Source organism: Pseudomonas sp. Pmew2 (assembly GCF_058129885.1).
Map to the genome: position 1 here is coordinate 3,824,665 of NZ_CM176702.1, position 19,211 is coordinate 3,843,875.

The 19,211-nt window shown below is 59.1% G+C and carries 17 protein-coding genes; 2 read left to right on the forward strand and 15 right to left on the reverse strand.

Features of this window, described 5'->3' with window-relative positions; genetic code table 11:
- Positions 1 to 185: 185 nt before the first annotated feature.
- From AC4ANK_RS17450 to AC4ANK_RS17490, 9 genes are all read right to left on the reverse strand, one after another.
- Positions 186 to 1,205, reverse strand: a complete 1,020-nt coding sequence (locus tag AC4ANK_RS17450) for a Gfo/Idh/MocA family protein (protein ID WP_002554082.1) — start codon at positions 1,203 to 1,205, stop codon at positions 186 to 188.
- A 66-nt stretch (positions 1,206 to 1,271) separates the two neighbouring features.
- Positions 1,272 to 2,132 carry a sugar phosphate isomerase/epimerase family protein gene (locus tag AC4ANK_RS17455; RefSeq protein ID WP_002554083.1) on the reverse strand — a complete coding sequence of 287 codons (861 nt, stop codon included), beginning with the start codon at positions 2,130 to 2,132 and terminating at the stop codon, positions 1,272 to 1,274.
- 51 nt (positions 2,133 to 2,183) lie between these two features.
- Positions 2,184 to 3,194: a bifunctional inositol 2-dehydrogenase/D-chiro-inositol 1-dehydrogenase gene (gene iolG, locus AC4ANK_RS17460; RefSeq protein ID WP_002554084.1), complete on the reverse strand. Its 1,011-nt coding sequence runs from the start codon at positions 3,192 to 3,194 to the stop codon at positions 2,184 to 2,186.
- Positions 3,195 to 3,261: 67 nt separating this feature from the next.
- Positions 3,262 to 5,199 (reverse strand): 3D-(3,5/4)-trihydroxycyclohexane-1,2-dione acylhydrolase (decyclizing), encoded by a 1,938-nt coding sequence (gene iolD / locus AC4ANK_RS17465; protein WP_002554085.1) that lies wholly within the window; start codon positions 5,197 to 5,199, stop codon positions 3,262 to 3,264.
- Positions 5,200 to 5,257: 58 nt separating this feature from the next.
- Positions 5,258 to 6,088: a TIM barrel protein gene (locus AC4ANK_RS17470; RefSeq protein WP_002554086.1), complete on the reverse strand. Its 831-nt coding sequence runs from the start codon at positions 6,086 to 6,088 to the stop codon at positions 5,258 to 5,260.
- 35 nt (positions 6,089 to 6,123) lie between these two features.
- Positions 6,124 to 7,626 (reverse strand): CoA-acylating methylmalonate-semialdehyde dehydrogenase, encoded by a 1,503-nt coding sequence (locus AC4ANK_RS17475; RefSeq protein WP_002554087.1) that lies wholly within the window; start codon positions 7,624 to 7,626, stop codon positions 6,124 to 6,126.
- 28 nt (positions 7,627 to 7,654) lie between these two features.
- On the reverse strand, positions 7,655 to 8,464 hold the full coding sequence (gene iolB / locus AC4ANK_RS17480) for a 5-deoxy-glucuronate isomerase (protein ID WP_002554088.1): 810 nt from the start codon (positions 8,462 to 8,464) through the stop codon (positions 7,655 to 7,657).
- A 13-nt stretch (positions 8,465 to 8,477) separates the two neighbouring features.
- Positions 8,478 to 9,383 (reverse strand): myo-inosose-2 dehydratase, encoded by a 906-nt coding sequence (gene iolE, locus AC4ANK_RS17485; RefSeq protein ID WP_460384900.1) that lies wholly within the window; start codon positions 9,381 to 9,383, stop codon positions 8,478 to 8,480.
- 46 nt (positions 9,384 to 9,429) lie between these two features.
- Entirely contained in the window at positions 9,430 to 11,367 is a 1,938-nt protein-coding gene (locus tag AC4ANK_RS17490; protein WP_002554091.1) for a bifunctional 5-dehydro-2-deoxygluconokinase/5-dehydro-2-deoxyphosphogluconate aldolase, read from the reverse strand.
- Positions 11,368 to 11,659: 292 nt separating this feature from the next.
- Between AC4ANK_RS17490 and AC4ANK_RS17495 the strand changes: the two genes are divergently transcribed.
- The gene (locus AC4ANK_RS17495) at positions 11,660 to 12,568 is read left to right on the forward strand and encodes a MurR/RpiR family transcriptional regulator (protein ID WP_002554092.1); all 909 of its coding nucleotides are present in this window, start codon (positions 11,660 to 11,662) and stop codon (positions 12,566 to 12,568) included.
- 19 nt (positions 12,569 to 12,587) lie between these two features.
- Here the strand turns inward: AC4ANK_RS17495 and AC4ANK_RS17500 are convergent, their stop codons facing one another.
- The 3 genes from AC4ANK_RS17500 to AC4ANK_RS17510 are packed head-to-tail and all read right to left on the reverse strand — an operon-like array spanning position 12,588 to position 15,615.
- Positions 12,588 to 13,586, reverse strand: a complete 999-nt coding sequence (locus AC4ANK_RS17500; protein ID WP_002554093.1) for a lysylphosphatidylglycerol synthase domain-containing protein — start codon at positions 13,584 to 13,586, stop codon at positions 12,588 to 12,590.
- Positions 13,583 to 14,833, reverse strand: a complete 1,251-nt coding sequence (gene clsB / locus AC4ANK_RS17505) for a cardiolipin synthase ClsB (RefSeq protein ID WP_002554094.1) — start codon at positions 14,831 to 14,833, stop codon at positions 13,583 to 13,585. Before clsB ends, AC4ANK_RS17500 begins: the two co-directional genes overlap by 4 nt.
- Complete coding sequence (locus tag AC4ANK_RS17510; protein ID WP_002554095.1) at positions 14,830 to 15,615, reverse strand: endonuclease/exonuclease/phosphatase family protein; 786 nt, start codon at positions 15,613 to 15,615, stop codon at positions 14,830 to 14,832. Before AC4ANK_RS17510 ends, clsB begins: the two co-directional genes overlap by 4 nt.
- Before the next feature lie 216 nt (positions 15,616 to 15,831).
- Here AC4ANK_RS17510 and AC4ANK_RS17515 point away from each other — a divergent pair, with 216 nt between their 5' ends.
- Complete coding sequence (locus tag AC4ANK_RS17515; RefSeq protein WP_002554096.1) at positions 15,832 to 16,371, forward strand: cytochrome b; 540 nt, start codon at positions 15,832 to 15,834, stop codon at positions 16,369 to 16,371.
- A gap of 1 nt (position 16,372) precedes the next feature.
- Here the strand turns inward: AC4ANK_RS17515 and AC4ANK_RS17520 are convergent, their stop codons facing one another.
- The 3 genes from AC4ANK_RS17520 to psrA all read right to left on the reverse strand — a co-directional run bounded on the left by AC4ANK_RS17520 (position 16,373) and on the right by psrA (position 18,953).
- A complete protein-coding gene (locus AC4ANK_RS17520) occupies positions 16,373 to 17,113 on the reverse strand; it encodes an S-methyl-5'-thioinosine phosphorylase (RefSeq protein WP_002554097.1) in 741 nt (246 codons plus the stop codon).
- Positions 17,114 to 17,122: 9 nt separating this feature from the next.
- Entirely contained in the window at positions 17,123 to 18,121 is a 999-nt protein-coding gene (nagZ, locus tag AC4ANK_RS17525) for a beta-N-acetylhexosaminidase (RefSeq protein WP_170947350.1), read from the reverse strand.
- A gap of 115 nt (positions 18,122 to 18,236) precedes the next feature.
- Positions 18,237 to 18,953, reverse strand: a complete 717-nt coding sequence (gene psrA / locus AC4ANK_RS17530) for a transcriptional regulator PsrA (protein ID WP_002554099.1) — start codon at positions 18,951 to 18,953, stop codon at positions 18,237 to 18,239.
- Between the last annotated feature and the right edge of the window lie 258 nt (positions 18,954 to 19,211).

Consider the following 19,211-nt stretch of genomic DNA (forward strand, 5'->3'; position numbering starts at 1 on the left):
CCGAGTGATTCGATAGTCGGTAACCTGAAAAAGACTCTATTGGAAAATATTTTCCAATTCAACTGATTTTAGAATTTTATTCCATTTCATTTTTATTCGGCTGCACATACGACAAAGCCCGACGCTTGTCAGGCGTCGGGCTTTGTCCGATGGCAGGCTTGAATGTGCAGCGTGGCACGCGATGATTACAACACCACAACCCGCCCTTCACTGGCGCTCAAGCGAGCTGCATCCATGACCTGTGCCGATGCGATGGCATCATGAGGATCAACCGGATTACCGCCCTGCTCGTCAACGGCGCTCTGCAACAGGCGGTAGAACTCAAGCCAGCAACCGCGCTCCGAAGGCACACGCTCGCGATGGTCACCCTGCTCGAACCAGCCCCAGCGCCGATGCTCTTCGACACCCCAGCGCTCGCCCTCGGACCGTGGCGTGAGGCCGGCAAACGCAGCCTCCTCCTGACCGTCCAGCCCTTCGACGCTGTAACAGCCCTTTGATCCACTGACCCTGAAACGCGGCTTGGGGGTATTTTGCAGACAACTGCCTGACAGGTGCGAAGTCACACCGCTGGCGTGCCTCAAGGACACGAAGAACGTGTGGTCCAGTTCGTCTTGCGGCGTAGCGAACTGCAATTCTGCATACACCCGCTCGACCGGCCCGAACAGTACCAGTGCCTGATCCACCAGATGACTGCCCAGATCACGCAGCATGCCACCACCGCTGGCCTTGCCTACGGAGCGTGGCGAATAGCGCTCGATACTGGACTCGAACCGGCTGATCTGCCCCAGCGCCTTGTTGTCGATCAACTTGCGTACGGTGAGGAAGTCGGAATCCCAGCGCCGATTCTGATAAACGCTAAGCAGCACGCCCCGCCGTTCGGCCGCTTCCACCAGCTCGCGCGCCTGGGCGGCGTCGCTGGCAAAGGGCTTGTCGCTGACCACCCCGACGCCCAGCTCTATCGCTTCAAGGATCAACGCTCGGCGCGAAGCCAGGGGCGTGGAAATCACCACCACATCTACCCCGGCAGCGACCAGCTCGGCCAGCGTGTCGAAGGTTGCCACGCCGGGATGATCGTTGACCACTTCCTGTTTTCGCTCGGGTGAACGGGTGACAACGCCTGCAAATGTGGCACCGGGCAAACTCGAAATCAGCGTTGCATGAAAGTAACGCCCGCCTTTGCCGTAGCCCACCAGCCCTGCTCGCATGGATATCTCCTGTAGTCCATGAACCTCATGGCCGCAGCCATCGGTCGTGTATTGGATGCCACCGTTTCAACGAAGCAGCTCGCTTTTGACCCGCTCCAGCATGAATCGGCTCGATTCATCTGCACGCTCCTCCCAGGCAAATACGGCCACTGTGGCAATACCGTCGAAATCAATGTCCCGCAATGTCGAGAAGAACGCGTCCCAGTCCACCTCGCCCTGCCCGATGTCCAGATGCTGATGCACCGTTGCCGTGACGCCAGGCGGGTTGACGATGTAGCGCAGGTTGGACGAAGCCCGGTGATTATAGGTGTCGGCAATGATCAGGTGGGTGAGCTTGTCACCTGCGTACTGCAGCATGGAGGCAATGTCCCCCACGCCATCATCGTAGAAAAAGGTGTGTGGCGCGGCATACAGGTAATTGATCCAGTCCCGGTCCAGGCCGCGAATGATGTCGACTGACTCGTTGTTACGTTCGCAGAAGTCATAAGGATGCGCCTGGATATCGAGCCGGATGCCTTCTCGCTCGAAGTACGGCATCAGTTCATCCATGGATTTCATGAACTGGTTTTCGCACACCAGTGCATGATCGGATTGTCCGCTGAACTCGGTATTCATAAGGTCGCAGTCCATTTCCACGGCCACCTGAATGGCGCGCTTCCAGTTGCGCACCGCTGCAATACGCAAATCTTCATCCGGCGCAGCCCAATGGTACAGCGGCAACAGCGAGGAGAGTTTCACACCAGCATCGCTCAGGGCTTTGCGAAACTCCCTGATTCGCGCACGATCCACGCGCGGGTACTTGTAGAACGGCATGAAATCTTCGCGCGGTGAAAGCTCTATGTAGTCGTAGCCCAGTTCCGCCGTCTTATCGACCATCGCACCCAGCGACAGGTGGCGATACATATAAGGATCCAGTGCGATGCGCATGATGCCCTCCCTTTTACTGTTTGAAAGACAGCCCGATTCCAGACACCTCTGTCAGTCATAAAACGCGGGACGCATCTCCAGGGCAATCGGCACGACTGCTCCACTGTTCTGCGCTTGCACACAGGCATCGGCGGCCACCGCAGCGGCATAGCCATCCCAGGCAGAAGGTCCGTAAATCGTGCCGGCGTTAACGCCATCGATGAAGTCCTGCAACTCGACGTCATAGGCGGCAATGAACCGGTCTTTCCAGTCCATCAGGATCGCGTTGGACAATTTCGCTTCGCTACGCAACTGCACCTGGGAAGGCTCAGGCAGTTTGGCAATGCCGCTCTCGCCGACCACTTCACACTGGATGTCGTAGCCGTACTGGCAGTTGACGAACACTTCGACGTCGATGCGCGTGCCTCTGGCCGTTTCCAGCATCACGATCTGCGGATCTTTCATGTGCGCAAGGGCCTTGCTGGTCTTGCGCGGGAACACCACCTGTACCGACACATAGTCATCGTTGAGCAGCCAACGCAGCACATTGAGTTCATGAATCAGCGTGTCGGTGATCGCCATGTCGGTCTTGTAGTTCTCGCCGACCCGAGGGTTGCGGTGCGCACAGTGAAGCATCAGCGGTTCGCCGATACGGCCGCTGTCGATCACCGATTTCAGGGCGCGATAGCCCTGATCATAGGGGCGCATGAAGCCCACTTGAACCAGACGCCTGCCGCTGGCGATCTCGGCCTCGACAATGTGCCGGCAACCCTCGGCGGTAACGGCCAAAGGCTTTTCGCAGAACACCGGCTTGCCTGCGGCAATGGCCGCCAGCACGTACTCTTCATGGCTGGGGCCCCAGGAACAGACCAGCACCGCCTCGACGTCGGGCGCGGCAATCAGCGCGTGGCCATCGGCATACACTTCGGCGCCGATGTCCAGCTCGCGCACCACTTTGGCTGCCTGCTCCAGGTTGATGTCGGTGACCGCTACTACCTGACTGCCAACCAGCGTTTTGCTGCAACGCCGGATATGATCCTGACCGATTGCGCCTGTACCGATCACGCCGAGTTTCAATGCCATTTTCATGTTCCTTTTTTTATTGGATGTTGCCGTGAACGGGTCACGGGCGCTGAACGATAACCAGTGATCAGTACTGTCGAGCCTTGGCCAGTTCGCGGTTGAGTTTTTCGTAAACCTGGGCCGTGGTGCCGGTCGTTGATACTTCGGCAACGCCGACACGCCACCACGACAGGTATTTGTGGATCATGGTCTTGGGCAGGACCTTGATGTCGATCAGCGTCGAGACCGTCTGACGTTGCGCATCGACGAGCGCCTGACGCAGTTGTTCGGCGGTGCTGACCTTATAGGTCTTGCAGCCATAGGCGGCAGCGCTCATGGCGAAATCCACCGGTACAAAGTCGCCGTCGAGCTTGCCTGTGTCGGGATTGCGAAAGCGGAACTCGGTGCCGAAACTGTCCATGCCGTGCTCCATCTGCAGGTTGTTGATGCAGCCGAAGGTCATGTTGTCCAGCAACACCACGTTGATCTTGCGCCGCTCCTGAATCGAGGTCGCCAGCTCTGAATGAAGCATCATGTAAGAGCCATCACCGACCAGCGCGAAAACCTCGCGGTGCGGCGCAGCGAGCTTGACGCCCAGTGCGGCATTGACCTCATAGCCCATGCATGAATAGCCGTATTCGACGTGATAGGTGTCGACCCCGGTGCTGCGCCAGGCACGCTGCAGGTCGCCCGGCAAACTGCCCGCGGCCGCAACGATCACTGCGTCAGCAGGCAGGTTCTGGTTAAGGATGCCCAGTACGCCGCTCTGGGTCAGACACGAGCCGGTCAGCTCGATGAACTCGCGCAGCACGGCCGGATCCAGGTGATCGTTGATTTCCGGGACGAAATCCTCGCTCTGGTACTCGACCGCATACAGGCGATCAACCTCGGCATCCAGCTGCGCACGGGCTGTCTGCGGCGCATCGTCCCAGGCAGCACGGTAACCGCTGGCTTGCAGGCTTTCGGTCAGTGCCTGCAATGCCACCTGCGCATCGGCCAGGACCTGCACGCCATCCAGCTTCTGCACATCGAAGGCACCGACATTGAGGTTGAGAAACTGCACATCCGGGTTCTGGAACAGCCATTTCGACGCGGTGGTGAAATCGCTATAGCGGGTGCCGACGCCGATGATCAGGTCCGCCTCTTTCGCCAACCGATTGGCCGCCACCGTGCCGGTTTCGCCGATGCCGCCCATGTTCAGCGGGTGCGCCGAAACGATGGCACTCTTGCCTGCCTGGGTTTCGGCGAACGGGATATCGAAGCGCTCGGCAAAGGCTTGCAAGGCATCGGCTGCGCCGGAATAACGCACGCCACCACCGCAGATCAGCAGCGGTTTGCGCTTGCCGGCCAGCAGCTTCAACGCGTCGTCAAGCATGGCCTTGCTGGGCGGGCGGCGGTCGATACGGTGCACACGTTTTTGCAGGAAGCTGTCCGGATAATCGTAGGCCTCGGCCTGCACATCCTGAGGCAGCGCCAGCGTGACGGCACCGGTATCAGCCGGGTCGGTCAGTACGCGCATGGCATTGAGCGCCGCGCTCATCAACTGCTCGGGACGGTTGATACGGTCCCAGTATTTGCTCACCGCCTTGAATGCATCGTTGGTGCTGATGCTCAGGTCGTGAAACTGCTCGATCTGTTGCAGCACCGGGTCAGGCTGGCGGCTGGCGTAGACGTCCCCCGGCAACAGCAGCAACGGAATGCGGTTGGCCGAGGCGGTTGCGGCGGCGGTGATCATGTTCGCCGCGCCTGGCCCGACCGAAGAGCTGCACGCGTAGATCTTGCGCCGCAGGTGCTGCTTGGCAAAACCGATGGCGGCGTGGCACATGCCCTGCTCGTTACGGCCTTGATGAACCATCAGGTCGCCGCTGTCCTGTTCCAGCGCCTGCCCAAGACCCAGCACGTTGCCATGCCCGAAAATGGTGAAGATGCCAGCGACGAATTTGCTCTGCACGCCGTCGACTTCGACGTACTGATTATCGAGAAACTTCACCAGGGCCTGGGCCATGGTCAGTCGGGTTGTACTCATGTTCGCACCTTGTTGTTGTTTGAGGTGGCCAGGGTTTGAGGCGGCCTGACGGCTGACGTCAGTGACGCTGCGAAACGGCTCGTGACAAGTGCGTCATGCTCGCCGCTATCGCCTGAGGGATGTCGGCCAGCGCATGGACGCTTTCGGCGAATGGTTCGAACGACAGATGGCCCTCATAGCCGCTGTCCAGCAAACGCTCGATCTGCGATGCATTACCCAGAATGTCAGCTTCGCCGACCAGCACGCGATGGCCATCGCGAATGCTGTTGAGCGGTGCCTGCGCATCCTCGACACCGGAGATATGCACCAGCCCGGTCAACTCTGGAAACAGCTCGACCTCACCGGCCAGGTGGTGGTGAAAGGTGTCATGAACCAGCCGATAAACGTCCAGCCCACCCACCGCCCTGATTGCGTCCACCGCCTGACGTTTGAGGCGCAACGAGCACTCCTCGAAGCCCAGCGGTTCGACGAAGCCGAGAATGCCGTGCTCACGAAGAATAGGTGCCAACGCAGTCAACGCGGTGCGCAACCCCGAAGCGCGCTGCGCGCCGTTACGCGGATCTGCACGGTCATTGAGCGGACATAGCACCAGACCGCGCGCACCGCAGTCGCGAGCGTACTGCGCAAGCTTCGTCGCCTGGGCTGCGCGCTCTTCATTCCAGACATCGAATGGGTACAGGGCGTTGATGGACAGCACCTTTACCCCCCGGGCAGCGCAAAGGTCACGAACGACCTGGGGTGCAGTGCCGTCCTCGATCTCGATACCCTTGAGGTCGTTGCGAATCTCGATGGCATCGGCACCCAGCTTCACCGCCAGATCGACGAAACCTTCCAGAGACAGGCGCGGCGCGACCATTCGATTAAGGGCGAAACGCAGAGGTTGGTTCATTGTTCTTGTTCTCCGCAACATTCCATTGATGAAGGCTATTTGGCAGTCGGCATACTGAACTCGGGGCCTTTGGCGATGCTGTCCGGCCAGCGCTGCATGACACTCTTGTAGCGACTGTAAAAGCGCAGGCCTTCTTCGCCATACGCGTGGTGATCGCCAAACAGTGAACGTTTCCAGCCGCCAAACGAATGCCAGGCCATGGGCACCGGGATAGGCACGTTGATACCGACCATGCCGACCTTGATGGTCCGCGCAAACGCACGGGCCACACCACCATCGCTGGTAAAGCACGACACACCGTTGCCGAATTCGTGTGCGTTGATCAGCTCGACGGCACTGGCGAAATCCGCAACGTGGACGATGCCCAGCACCGGGCCGAAGATTTCTTCCTTGTAGATCTGCATCTGCGGCGTGACGTGGTCGAACAGCGTCGCCCCGACGAAAAAGCCCTGCTCGGCACCCGGCACCTTGAAGTGGCGACCATCGACAATCAGCTTCGCCCCCTCGTTGACGCCCTGATCGATGAAACCCTCTACCTTGGCCTTGTGCACGGCGGTGACCAACGGCCCCATGTCCGAATCGGCCTGCATGCCATTGCCGACCTTGAGCTGATCGATGCGCGGCAGCAGCTTGTCGATCAGTTGCTGGCCGACATCGCCTACCACCACTGCAATGGAAATCGCCATGCAGCGCTCACCCGCCGAACCATACGCCGCCCCGATCAAGGCATCGGCGGCTTGATCCAGGTCCGCATCGGGCATCACGATCATGTGATTCTTGGCCCCGCCCAGCGCCTGCACGCGCTTGCCGTGGGCCGTGCCCTGCTGGTGGATGTACTCGGCAATCGGCGTCGAACCGACGAACGAAATGGCCTCGATGTCAGGGTGCTGCAGCAAGGCATCGACCGCGACCTTGTCGCCCTGCACCACGTTGAATACACCATCAGGCAGACCGGCCTCCTTGAGCAGGCGCGCCATCAGCAGGCTGGCCGACGGATCGCGCTCGGAAGGTTTGAGGATGAAGCAGTTGCCGGTCACCAATGCCATAGGGATCATCCACAGTGGCACCATGACCGGAAAGTTGAACGGCGTGACCCCGGCGCAGACGCCCAGTGGCTGACGCAGGTTCCAGTTATCGATACCACCGCCAATGTTGTCGCTGAAATCACTTTTCAGCAGGCTGGGCGCACCGCAGGCAAATTCGACAATCTCGATACCGCGCACCACTTCACCACGCGCATCGGACAGCACCTTGCCGTGCTCGCGGCAAATGATCTGCGCCAGCTCGTCGTGGTGCCGGTCCAGCAAGTCCTTGAACTTGAACATGACCCGCGCCCGGCGCAGCGAGGACTGATCGGCCCAGCCGGGAAAAGCAGCCTTGGCCGAAGCGACCGCTTCATCCACGGTTTTCACGCTGGCCAGCGCAACGCGCGCTTGAACAGTGCCGATTGCCGGGTTGAAGACATCGCTGTAACGCTCACCATCGCCGTCATTCAGGTGTCCGTTGATGTAATGGCCGATTACCGGTGACTCGTTCATCTCATGCCTCCAGAGTAAAAAGGGGAAATCAAAGATCCAGCAGCCAGCTGTGCTGCGGGTCGTTGTGGAACTGCCAGGCGCGTGTCGGACCGGCCATCACGTTCAGGTAATACGATTCGTAACCGTAGGGCACAGACACCGGGTGATAACCTTTGGGCACTGTCACCAGATCATTGTTTTCCACGGCCATGGCCTGATCGATACTGCGGTCGTCGGTGTAAACCCGCTGGAAAACGAAACCCTGCGGCGGGTTGACCTGGTGGTAGTAGGTCTCTTCGAGAAAGCTCTCGTGGGGCAGATTGTCCCGGTCGTGCTTGTGCGGCGGGTAGCTGGACGAATGTCCCGAAGGAGTCCGTACCTCGACCACCAGCAGCGAATGCGCCGGTTCACTGTCCGGCAGAATGTCGCACACGTAACGGGTGTTGGCCCCTTTGCCGCGTACGCTGCGTTTCATGCTGCCCGGCATGATCAGCCGCGCCGCAAGCTGTTTGCCCGCATCGCCCGGCGCCGTGCATACGGCCAGATGCAGCGGACCACGCGCAACGAACTCTGCCTGACTATGCGGTGGCAGGTAGACCGCAAACGGCGATTTTTCCTCGAACACCGATTGCCGGTCGCCGATGTTTTCCCAACTGAAAGCGCCCTGCCCCGGTGCTTCGCCATTCACGCTGGCGTGCCCGGCCAGCAAGACCACGCACAGTTCGTTTTCTTCTGCAGCGAGAGGCAGGCGCTCTCCGCCCTCCAGTCGGTAGGCGGCAAAGTTCACGTACTCGAGCGAGCCGGGCGCCAGCGTCACGATGTCACGGCCCTGGGGTTTGCTCTTGGTCAGCAGATTCATGGTTCAATCCTCCTTATTGCGCATCGGCCAGCAGTTGGCGCAAGGTGTCATAGCCCTTTTTGGCATACACATAACTCGGCGCTACCGCTGGGTCCTGTTCGGCCTCGACCACCAGCCAGCCGCTGTAGCTGGCTTGCAACAACACCTTGAGCAGCGCAGAAAAGTCGATATCACCGTCGCCTGGCACCGTGAACGTGCCATTGATGATGCAGTCCGGAAAGCTCCAGAGATTGTTGCGTGCCAGTTGCACCACAGGTTTGCGCACATCCTTGAAATGCACATGGCAGACGCGCTCGATGTGCTTGCTCAGCACCTGCAAAGGCTCGCCGCCGCCCATGTAACAATGCCCCGAATCGAACAGCAGTCCGACTTCCTTGCCGGTCAGTGTCATCAGCCGATCAATATCCTGTGGCGACTCGACGTAAGCGCCCATGTGGTGGTGATACGCCAGGCGTACCCCTCGGGACAGGGTGAAACGCGCCGGTTCGGTGAGTTTTTCGGCATATTCAAGCCAGGCTGCATCGGTGTGAAAACGCGGTCGTTCAACCAACGGAATGCGCTGCCCCTGAATCGAGTCAGCCACTTCACCGTACACCAGTACCGAAGCGCCATTCTCGGCGAGCAATTGCACATGCGGGGTAATGGCTTCGATTTCTTCGGCCACCGAGCGCCGCGCCAAATGGCTTGAATACCAGCCGGAAACCAGCGCCAGATCATAGGGCCGCAGCACATCGCCGACCCCCTTGGCATCTTTCGGAAATTTGCCGTTGAGCTCAAAGCCCTCGTAACCAATGGCTTTGCCTTCGCTCAAGGCGGTGCTCAGTGGCGTCTCTCCGCCGAGGGCCGGCAAGTCATCGTTGCTCCAGGAGATCGGGTTGATGCCGATGCGGATCCTGGGTGTGGAAATGGAAACGGGCATGGCTGCACCTTTTTTGTTGTTATCGCGACGTCAGATCAAGAAAGAGTCAGGCGCGGCTTTCGCGCCAGGACTCGATCAACCAGTTGAAGGTGCTCTGCACCCGACTGACCAGCGCCGCATCGTCTATTTCCCCGGCCATCCAGGCCCGGCTTGGCTCGCGAAATATGGTCCGACCGACGGCAAAACCCTGGCAGACGCGGCTGTGTCGTGCTTCGGCAAAACCGGCAGCGAGGTCTTCGACAGGCGCATTGAGCCCGAGCAGTACCACGCCACGGCAATACGGATCGCGCTGCTGGATCAACTCGTCCAGCTGCTGCCAGACCTGCGCGCTCTGCGCCTCGATCTTCCACCACGCCGGGTAGATGCCCAGGTTGTACAAACGCTTCAGCGACCGGACCATCACGTCAGGATGAGACGAGGGGTGATCCTTGGGTGGAATGATTTCCAGCAGCAGTTCGTGACCACTGACTTTCGACGCGTCGTAGAGCGCCTTGATCTGCGCTTCCTGTTCCAGACGCAGCATGGGCTCGTCATCGGGGTGATATTGCACCAGGCACTTGATGATCTGCTCTTGCGGCCAGGCGAGCAGATTGCTGCCGATGGAGCGGCCATGCTCGAACGCCAGGGGTCTTGAACCCTGCACTTCCACCGGACGCGCCACCCACCAACCGCGACCGGTCGCAGCGTTAAGTGAATCCTGACCGAAGCGCTGATCGGCGAGCAGCCCGACATCGGCTTCGATGCCACGCTGGCGCAGGCCGGCTTCGACCCGCTCAACCGCCTGCACGAACAGTTGCTTGAGCTGGCTGATGCTGCTCAGGTCGCGCCCGGCCTGTTGGGCCAGCTCGACCAGTTGGCCGCGATGATCGAAGGCGAAGATGAACAACTGCCGCCACTGCTTGCGTGGCACACTGACCTGATGCAGCCGTTGCAGGACAACATCCTGATCAGGCCGGGTAATGGGGTGCGGGCTGCTGAACAGGTAATCCAGTTCGGCAGGCGTCGGCATCGCAGGCGCGCAGGCATGGCGCGATACCACCAGACCGCCACAGGCATTGGCCAGCTGGCAGCAGCGCTCGTCACTGGCATCCTTGAGCCAGCCGCTGAGAAAACCGGACATGAACGCATCGCCAGCGCCCAGCACGTTGAGCACTTCCACCCGCACGCCGGGGTAGATTGCGCCGTCTTCAAGCCGCTCAGGAATGGCACCGTGAATCACCGTGCAACCTTGCGGGCCGAGCTTGACCACAAGCGTTGCTGCCGTCAGTTCGCGCACGGTACGCAGGGCCGTGAGCAAATCGGTAGAGCCGCCGGCAATCTGAAATTCTTCTTCAGTACCGACAATCAGGTCAAAACGCGGCAGGATGCGCTGCACATGCTGGCTGACCTTCTGATCGGCGACAAAACGTGTCTCGCCATCAGCCTTGGCCGCCAGGCCCCAGAGCACTGGGCGATAATCAATATCCAGCACGCGTTTGACGTCGTGCTTTTCGGCGTAGTCGAGCGCCTGGCTGCTGGCCTTGAACACTTGATCGGTAGAAAAATGCGTGCCGGTGATCAGCAGCGCCTTGCTCGACGCGATCTGCTGTTCGTCGATGTCCTCGGCGCGCAAAGCCATGTCGGCGCAATTTTCGCGGTAGAACACCAAGGGGAACGTTTCGCGGTCTTTCAGCCCCAGCAGCACCATGGCGGTCAGGCGCTCGGGATCGCGCTTGATAGCGCTGACATCACAGCCTTCGCGGGCCAGCGACTCGACCAGGAAGCGACCCATATGGTCATCACCTACCCTGCTAAGCATGGCCGACCTGAGCCCCAGCCTGGCAGTACCGAATGCGATATTGGCCGATGAGCCGCCCAGGTATTTGGCGAAACTGGAAACGTCTTCCAGCCGCGCACCTACTTGTTGCGCATAAAGATCGACGCCCAGGCGTCCGAGGCAGATCAGATCCAACTGACGCCCAGTGGCAAAGCGTGTCTGGCCCATGGTGGCTCCTGTTATTTTTATCAGCCTGCAGCGCCTGCATCATGTGTACACGCTGCTTTGTGAATGCAGCGTAAAACGTCGAGCCTCATCAATCAATATTTATTCTATAATTATTTTTAGTGGAATATTTTTTCCATACCGCTATTCAAGTGCTGGCACAATGCACAGACGGGTAAGCTATAGTCGTCCCGGCCCAAGGCAGCCTCCATCGTCGGGCACACAACTGCGTTACCTTGAAAGATGTTGCCCTGTAAGAAATTGCCCTGAAAGAACAGGTAGAAAGGATTTGAATATGACCCGCGCCGATCAGCCCACTCTGCCCGAGACGAGCGTCGACATGCCGCCGACCAATGCCGAAGGCCTGCTAAGGCTGATCACTGATGAGTACGACGGTTTACCGCGTCAGCTCAAGCGCATCGCCAGCTATATGAGCCAGCAGAGCGACCGGATCATGGTTGACCGGATCAGTGACATTGCCCGCGAGTGCGAAGTCCACCCGTCGGCCATCGTGCGCTTTTCCCAGCGTTTCGGGTTTAGCGGCTTCAGTGAGATGCAGGCGTTGTTTCGCGAGGCTTACACGCACAAGACCACGCCGGTGCAGAACTACCAGCAACGCATCCGCAGCATGATCGCCAATAAGTCTCAGAAGGCCCACTCGGGTGATCTGGCACGCGAATGCGTGAGCGCAACACTCTCCGGGCTGGAGCGTTTGAGTGCAGAGCTGGACGACGATGAGTTCGAAAAGGCTGTAGACCTGGTGGTCAACGCCGACAATATCTACGTGGTGGGTGTGCGCCGCTCATTTGCTGTGGCGGATTATCTGGTCTACAACCTGCAACACACCAACAAGCGTATTCACTTGATATCGGGCCTGGGGGGCAGCTATCGAGAGCAGATGCGCAGCGTGCGTGCCAACGATCTGGTGATTGCCATCAGCTTCACGCCCTACGGCAAGGAAACCCAGCATTGCCTACGCATCGCCCAGCATCATCAGGCCAAGACGCTGATCATCACCGACAGCAATCTGTCGCCGCTGGCCAAGCGTGCTAACTCGGTGTTGCTGGTCAATGAAGGCAGCTCGTTCGCCTTCCGCTCGCTGAGCGCCACCCTGTGCCTGTGCCAAGCACTGTTCATTGCAGTGGCGTATCGGCTGGAGCTGAAAGTCGACGAGATCCACGAGCAGGTCGGGTTTGATGATTGAGGGCTGAGATTCCTGGCCCTCAGGTCTTAGCTTCCTGCCCCATTCGCTGCTGGTTCTTCTCACCCATTTTCTTCGCGCGTTTTTCCAGCACCAGATACACCACCAATGCAATCAACAGCGGCAGCAGGAAGTAAATGGCGCGGTAGCCGATCAGAGCTGCCAGCAGACTGCCCTTGGAGAACTGGTGAGCCAGCAAGGTAATGAATACAGTCTCAAGCACGCCCAGCCCGGCTGGAATGTGAGTAATGACACCCGCGATGCTGCTGATCAGCAACACACCGAGAATCGCCGGGTAAAACGCCTTGTCGGGCAGCAGCGTGTAAATCACCGCAGCCATCAGCGACCAGTTCAGAGCCCCCAGGCTGGCCTGCATCAAGGCCTGCTTCATCGACGGTAGATTGAATTCCTGATCACGAACGGTCCATGAGCGCTTTTTGGAAAACCGGCAGGCCAACAGGTAGGCAACACACACGGCCAACAGTCCGAAACCGATCAATTGCAGGGTCGTGGTGCCGATCGACCATTCCTCTGGCAACTCCAGAAAACGCATCGAAAACACGAAACCGGCCAGCAGCATGTAGCCCAGCCAGTTGGTAATCAGGCTGAGGCTCAGAATCCGGGTGATGGTCGACACGTCCAGCCCCAACCGGGAATACAACCGGTAACGCAAGGCGATGCCGCCAACCCATGAACTGAGATTGAGGTTGAATGCGTAGCAGACAAAGGTCACAGGCACGATCTGTTTGATCGACAATGTGTGGCGGGTGTAATACCGCGCCAGTACGTCAAAACCGCAATAGGTTGCATAACTGGCAAAGGCCACAACAGCGGCAATGGCCAGAGTGCTGGCCTTGTAGGACGACAGCGCCTGCTTGACCTCTTGCCAGTCAAGGTTCTTGACCAGCAGAAACAACAGGACCGGGACAGCAATGAAGAAAAACAGATTGAATATCCGCTTTGCCCATTTCCATTTGGCTCCCTGCGCACTTCGCGGCGCTGCATTTGCGGCCTGAGTCATGAAGTTTTCTCCTGGTCCATCTCGTGGTTGTTCTGTTGCTGTTCGATGACTTTCGCTTCCGGCACCACGTCACCGGCCCGTAACGGCTTGAGGCGCACACCGTGAACCGGGAACAGGCCGGCAATGGCCGGAAAACGCCGCAGGAAAAAGAAGCTTAAAACGATCATCGGCGCACGCCACCACTGGCCGCGCGCCGCGCCCTTGAGGCTCATCTGCTTGCTGTGGGCAGCGGCAAGCTCCATCAGATGGTTTTGCAGATGCTCATTGAGCCCGCGATCACGGATGAACAGATTGGCCTCCAGGTTCAGCGCCAAGCTCAGCGGGTCTAGATTGCTGGAGCCCACGGTGGACCAGTCCTGATCGATCAGCGCGACCTTGCCGTGCAATGCACGTTGCTTGTACTCGTGAATGACCACGCCGTCGCGCAGCAGGTAGGTGTAGGTCAGCCGCGAGCAGACCCGCACGAACGGCATGTCGGGCTGACCTTGCAAAATCAGGGTGACCTTGACGCCCCGCCGTGATGCATTGCGCAGCTCACGCAGAAAGCGGTAGCTGGGATAAAAATACGCGTTGGCCAGGGTGATCCGTTGCTTCGCAGCGCGAATCGCCTCAAGGTACTGCTCTTCGATATCGGTACTGTGCTCGTCATTGTCGCGCTCGGCGAGCAGCATGCTGGCGTCACCGGCGCGGTCCAGCTTCAGTGCAATGGGCGGCAATTTGTCACGAACGACCTTGCTGAGCATGTTCAACGCGCTGTGGTGAATATCGCCAACAATCGGGCCACGGACCAGAACGGCATAGTCCTGTTTGGCCGTCACCCCCGTGTCAGTCATGTGATCGACGCTGTAGTTGATGCCGCCGATAAAGCCCAGTTCGCCATCAATGACGACCACCTTGCGGTGCAGACGGCGGAATAGGTTGGTGCGCATACCCATGAATCGCGGACGCGGGTCGAACAGCTGAATCTGAATACCGGCATCGATCATGGTTTTGACAAACACCGAACTCAGGTCCGATGTCCCGTAGTCATCTACCGTGACAACCACTTTCGCGCCGTTGGCCGCAGCTTGGAGCAACGCCTGTTGCAAGCCCTCGCCAATCCGGTCTTCAAAGATGATGAAAGTCTCGATCAACACCTCTTTGCGCGCGGCCCGTATGCACTCGAACACCCGGGCGTAGAAGTCTTCACCGTTGATCAGCAGCTCTACCGAGTTGCCATCACACCACTGCCCTGTCGTATTACTCATAAGGTCAACTCCACCGCCAGCGGTGCATGATCGGAAAGATGAGACCACGGGCGGCTGGACAATACTTTCGGCCTGTGGGAAGTCGCGTTGCGGACATAGATCCGGTCCAGCCGGAGCAACGGCCAGCGGGCCGGAAAGCTTTTGGCCGGCGCGCCGAAGCGCTCGACAAAAACCTCGTGCAACCCGGTGCCCTCCAGCAAAGCATCGGCGCGCTGACGCCAGTCATTGAAATCACCGGCAACGATCACCGGCTCACCCTCGGGAAGACGCTCCATCAGTTCGGCGAGCAGGTTGAGCTGCTGACGCCGATGGCTTTCACGCAAGCCCAAGTGAACACACACCGCATGCACCCGACCGGCGTATGGCACCTCCAGGATGCAGTGCAGCAAACCGCGCTGCTCGGTGCCATGAATGGAAATGTCGAGGTTCTCGTGCTGGATGATCGGGTACTTGGACAGCAGCGCGTTACCGTGATCGCCATCCGGGTACACCGCATTACGACCATAGGCAAAGTCGTTCCACATGCTGTCGGCGAGGAACTCGTACTGGGAAATCGTCGGCCAGTCCTTGACGCTGCGCGCATGGCTCTGGTGCTCGCCGTGCACTTCCTGAAGAAACACGATATCGGCCGATACAGTACGCACAGCCTCACGCAACTCCGGCAAAATGAAGCGGCGATTGAAAATGCCAAAGCCCATGTGCATGTTCATGGTCAGTACATTCAATGAAACACTGGCGGACACTGGCGTTGCTGGGCCGACAGGCGGATTGGCACTGGTCAAGACTCGCTCCCGGGTGAATATTCACGTCATATGAAGCCACCCATCGGCACAGGTTCCGTCCCGTGTCGCCTGTGCTGCGTATTTGCCATATTCAGTCGGGCATATTCAATGGCACTGATCTGACGCTGAAAAAAACGCGTACAAATGAAACGCAGGATCCCGGCAACTGCCTAAACTGCTTACGGGACCTGTAAAAAAGCGACAAGGAATCCAACCGTGGATGCACCGACTTCTCAACGCTACACCGCACGAGCCAGATGGCTGCACTGGGTCATGGCCATACTGATTGTGCTGGCGTATACCCTGATTCTGAGCCGCAGTCAGTTTGGCAAGGGTTCTGAATACCGCACACTGGTCGTGCAGAGCCATTTCTGGGTGGGGATTGTGATTCTGGCCATGGCGTTTTTCCGCGTCGCCGAACGTCGACGGCATCGTCCGCCCGGCATAACGCCGCCGCTTGAAGGCGCGTTGCGCTTAGCCGCGACACTTACGCATTACGCGCTGTATGCGTTCCTGTTCGCTCAGCCTTTATTGGGTCTGCTGACGGTGATGGTGGAAAAAGGCGCGTTACCCATTCCCCTCACCGACCTGCAGATACCCTGGCCCCTGCCGACCTCGGATCGCAGGGCCGAAACGTTCGAAGATGTGCACAAGCTGCTGGGCTCGATCTTCTATTACGTCATCGCCCTGCACGTAGTCGCCGCGCTCTGGCATCACCTTCTGCGCAAGGACAATACCCTCAAGCGCATGCTGTAAGTCAGGAGGCTGACAGAACCCGGGCGAGCGTGGCTTTTACCTTGCCCATACCATCGCGCAGGGCCTGTTCGATTTCTGCCATGGTTATGACAGTGGTCGACTTGCCCGCTGCCGGATTGACCACCAGCGCCAGGCAGGCGTATTCCAGCTCCAGCTCACGGGCCAGAGCGGCCTCGGGCATACCAGTCATGCCGACGATGTCGCAGCCATCACGCTCAAGGCGGATGATTTCGGCGACCGTCTCCAGGCGCGGCCCCTGAGTACAGGCATAGACACCCCGATCAGAGAACTCGCACCCTTCAGCGGCCAGTGCTGCAACCAGCCGCGCCCGTAACGCTTCGCTGTAGGGATAGCTGAAGTCAATGTGCGTGACCTCTTCCAGATCATCGGCAAAGAACGTGTGCTGGCGACCGCTGGTGTAGTCGACCAGATCATGCGGCACGCAAAAGTGCCCGGTGCCCATCGCAGGATGTATGCCACCTACCGCATTGACCGCCAGAATCGCTTCGGCACCAGCCTGCTTCAAGGCCCAGATGTTGGCCCGGTAGTTGACCTGATGCGGTGGCAAACGGTGCGGATGACCATGCCGCGCCAAAAACATCACTTCGCGACCGGCATAATCGCCAATCTGGATTTCGCCGGAAGGTGCGCCATAAGGCGTGTTCATGGGCAAGGACTGCCGAATGTTCAGGCCTTCCAGCTGGGTCAGGCCAGTCCCACCAATAATCGCGTAAACAGTCATCGCAAATCCTTAATCGATCAGTTGAGCAGCGCGCAGGGCCTGAAGCGCGGCCTGCCAGCGCGGGTGTTGCCGATAATCAGTACTGGCTGATGCCTGGCCGCGCATACGCGCGATGCGCGGCGAAGGCCTGACTTTCAGGCGCTGGGCCGCACCGAGGGCCAGCTCTGCCGCAGCGCGGTCGTTGCATACCAGCCCCATGTCGCAACCCGCCGTCAGCGCAGCCTCGATACGGCTGGCGGCATCACCGACCACATGGGCACCGGCCATCGACAGATCATCGCTGAAAATAACACCGTCAAATTTCAGTTCATCGCGCAGGATGTCTTGCAGCCAGCGCTTGGAGAAACCGGCAGGCTGCGAATCGACTTTCGGGTAGATGACATGAGCAGGCATCACTGCAGCGAGCTGTCGGCTCAGGCGTGCGAACGGCACCAGATCGCTGGCGCGAATCTGTTCCAGACTGCGCTCGTCATTCGGGATAGCCACGTGAGAGTCGGCTTCGGCCCAGCCGTGGCCAGGGAAATGCTTGCCGGTCGCAGCCATGCCAGCCGCGTTCATGCCACGAATAAACGCCCCTGCCAGCAGCGCAGCACGCTCCGGGTCGCCCTCAAACGAACGCGTCCCGACGACCGCGCTGCGCTGGTAGTCCAGATCCAGCACCGGAGCAAAACTCAGGTCCAGGCCGACAGCCAATACTTCGGTGGCCATCAGCCAGCCGCAATGCTCGGCCAGCAGCACAGCATCTGGCTTGTCGGCAATGGCGCGCATCGGCGGTAGACGCACGAACCCCTGCCGCAGGCGCTGGACCCTGCCGCCCTCCTGATCAACTGCCAGCAGCAAGTCCGGGCGAACGGCGCGAATCGCCGCACTCAGTTCACGAACCTGACGGGGATGCTCGATGTTTCGGGCAAAGATAATCAAACCGCCCACTTCGGGCTGACGCAGAAACTGACGGTCTTCGCTGGTCAGCCAGGTGCCGGCGACATCGACCATCAGGGAGCCTTGCAGGCCAGAACTCATAGAAAAAACCCTTACACACCAGTGCCCATTTGCAATCCGGGCATGGTGCTTGATCCTGAAGCCTGACGCAATGCGATGCGCCGGTACATTAAGGCTTTGCGGGTCAGGCCTTGGCGACCGCAGGCGTGCCGGTGCTGCTCTTGCTGCGCGGCCTGAGTTGAGCGGCGATCATTGTCGGGTCACTGACGCTGGTGTCGGCACGCATACCTGCGGCGAGAAATGGCACCATCAGGCGCATGACCTGCTCGATGGAGGTATTGACGCCAAAATCGGTTTCGGCAATCGCGCGCAAGGCCTTGATGCCGGACATGCTGAATGCAGCGGCACCGAGCATGAAGTGCACGCGCCAGAACAGCTCGATAGGCGGAATACGGGGGGCGGCTTCGTTGACCAGCGTCATGTAACGACGGAACACCTTACCGTACATGTCTTCAAGATAACGGCGCAGGTGGCCCTGACTCTGACTGAAGGCAAGCCCTAAAAGACGCATGAAGATCGACAGGTCGTTACCGCTTCGCGGTTGCACGACAAGCGCCTGCTCGACGAGGATCTCCAGCAGTTCTTCCAGGCTCGGCTTGTGTTCGGGTTTTGCCTGGCGACGCTCCAGCTCGCGATCGAGACTGATGCAGAACGGGCCGAGAAAACGTGAGAACACCGCCTGAATCAGCGCCTTTTTCGAACCGAAGTGATAGTTCACCGCAGCCAGATTGACCGAAGCCTTGCTGGTGATGAGACGCAAGGAGGTTTCAGCAAACCCCTTTTCTGCGAATAACTGCTCGGCAGCATCAAGAATGCGTTCAACGGTTTCCGACTGGGCCATGGCTCTCTGCCTAACAAACGAACGTTTGAAACATACGTATCAGGCGCCCCGTTTGTCAAGCGGACCCGTTCATTTTGTGGCTGAACAGTCACGAAACTGGATGTTAAATGACAACAGACAGCTTATGCAGCGCTTTTTGACGCAAGGCTTCGCAACCACACATCGCACCGCCTGGCAGCGAAAGTAAAAAGGATGATTGCCAACGCGCGTTCACTGTATATAATCCCAGTCACTGTATAAAAAGCCAGAGCGCCCATC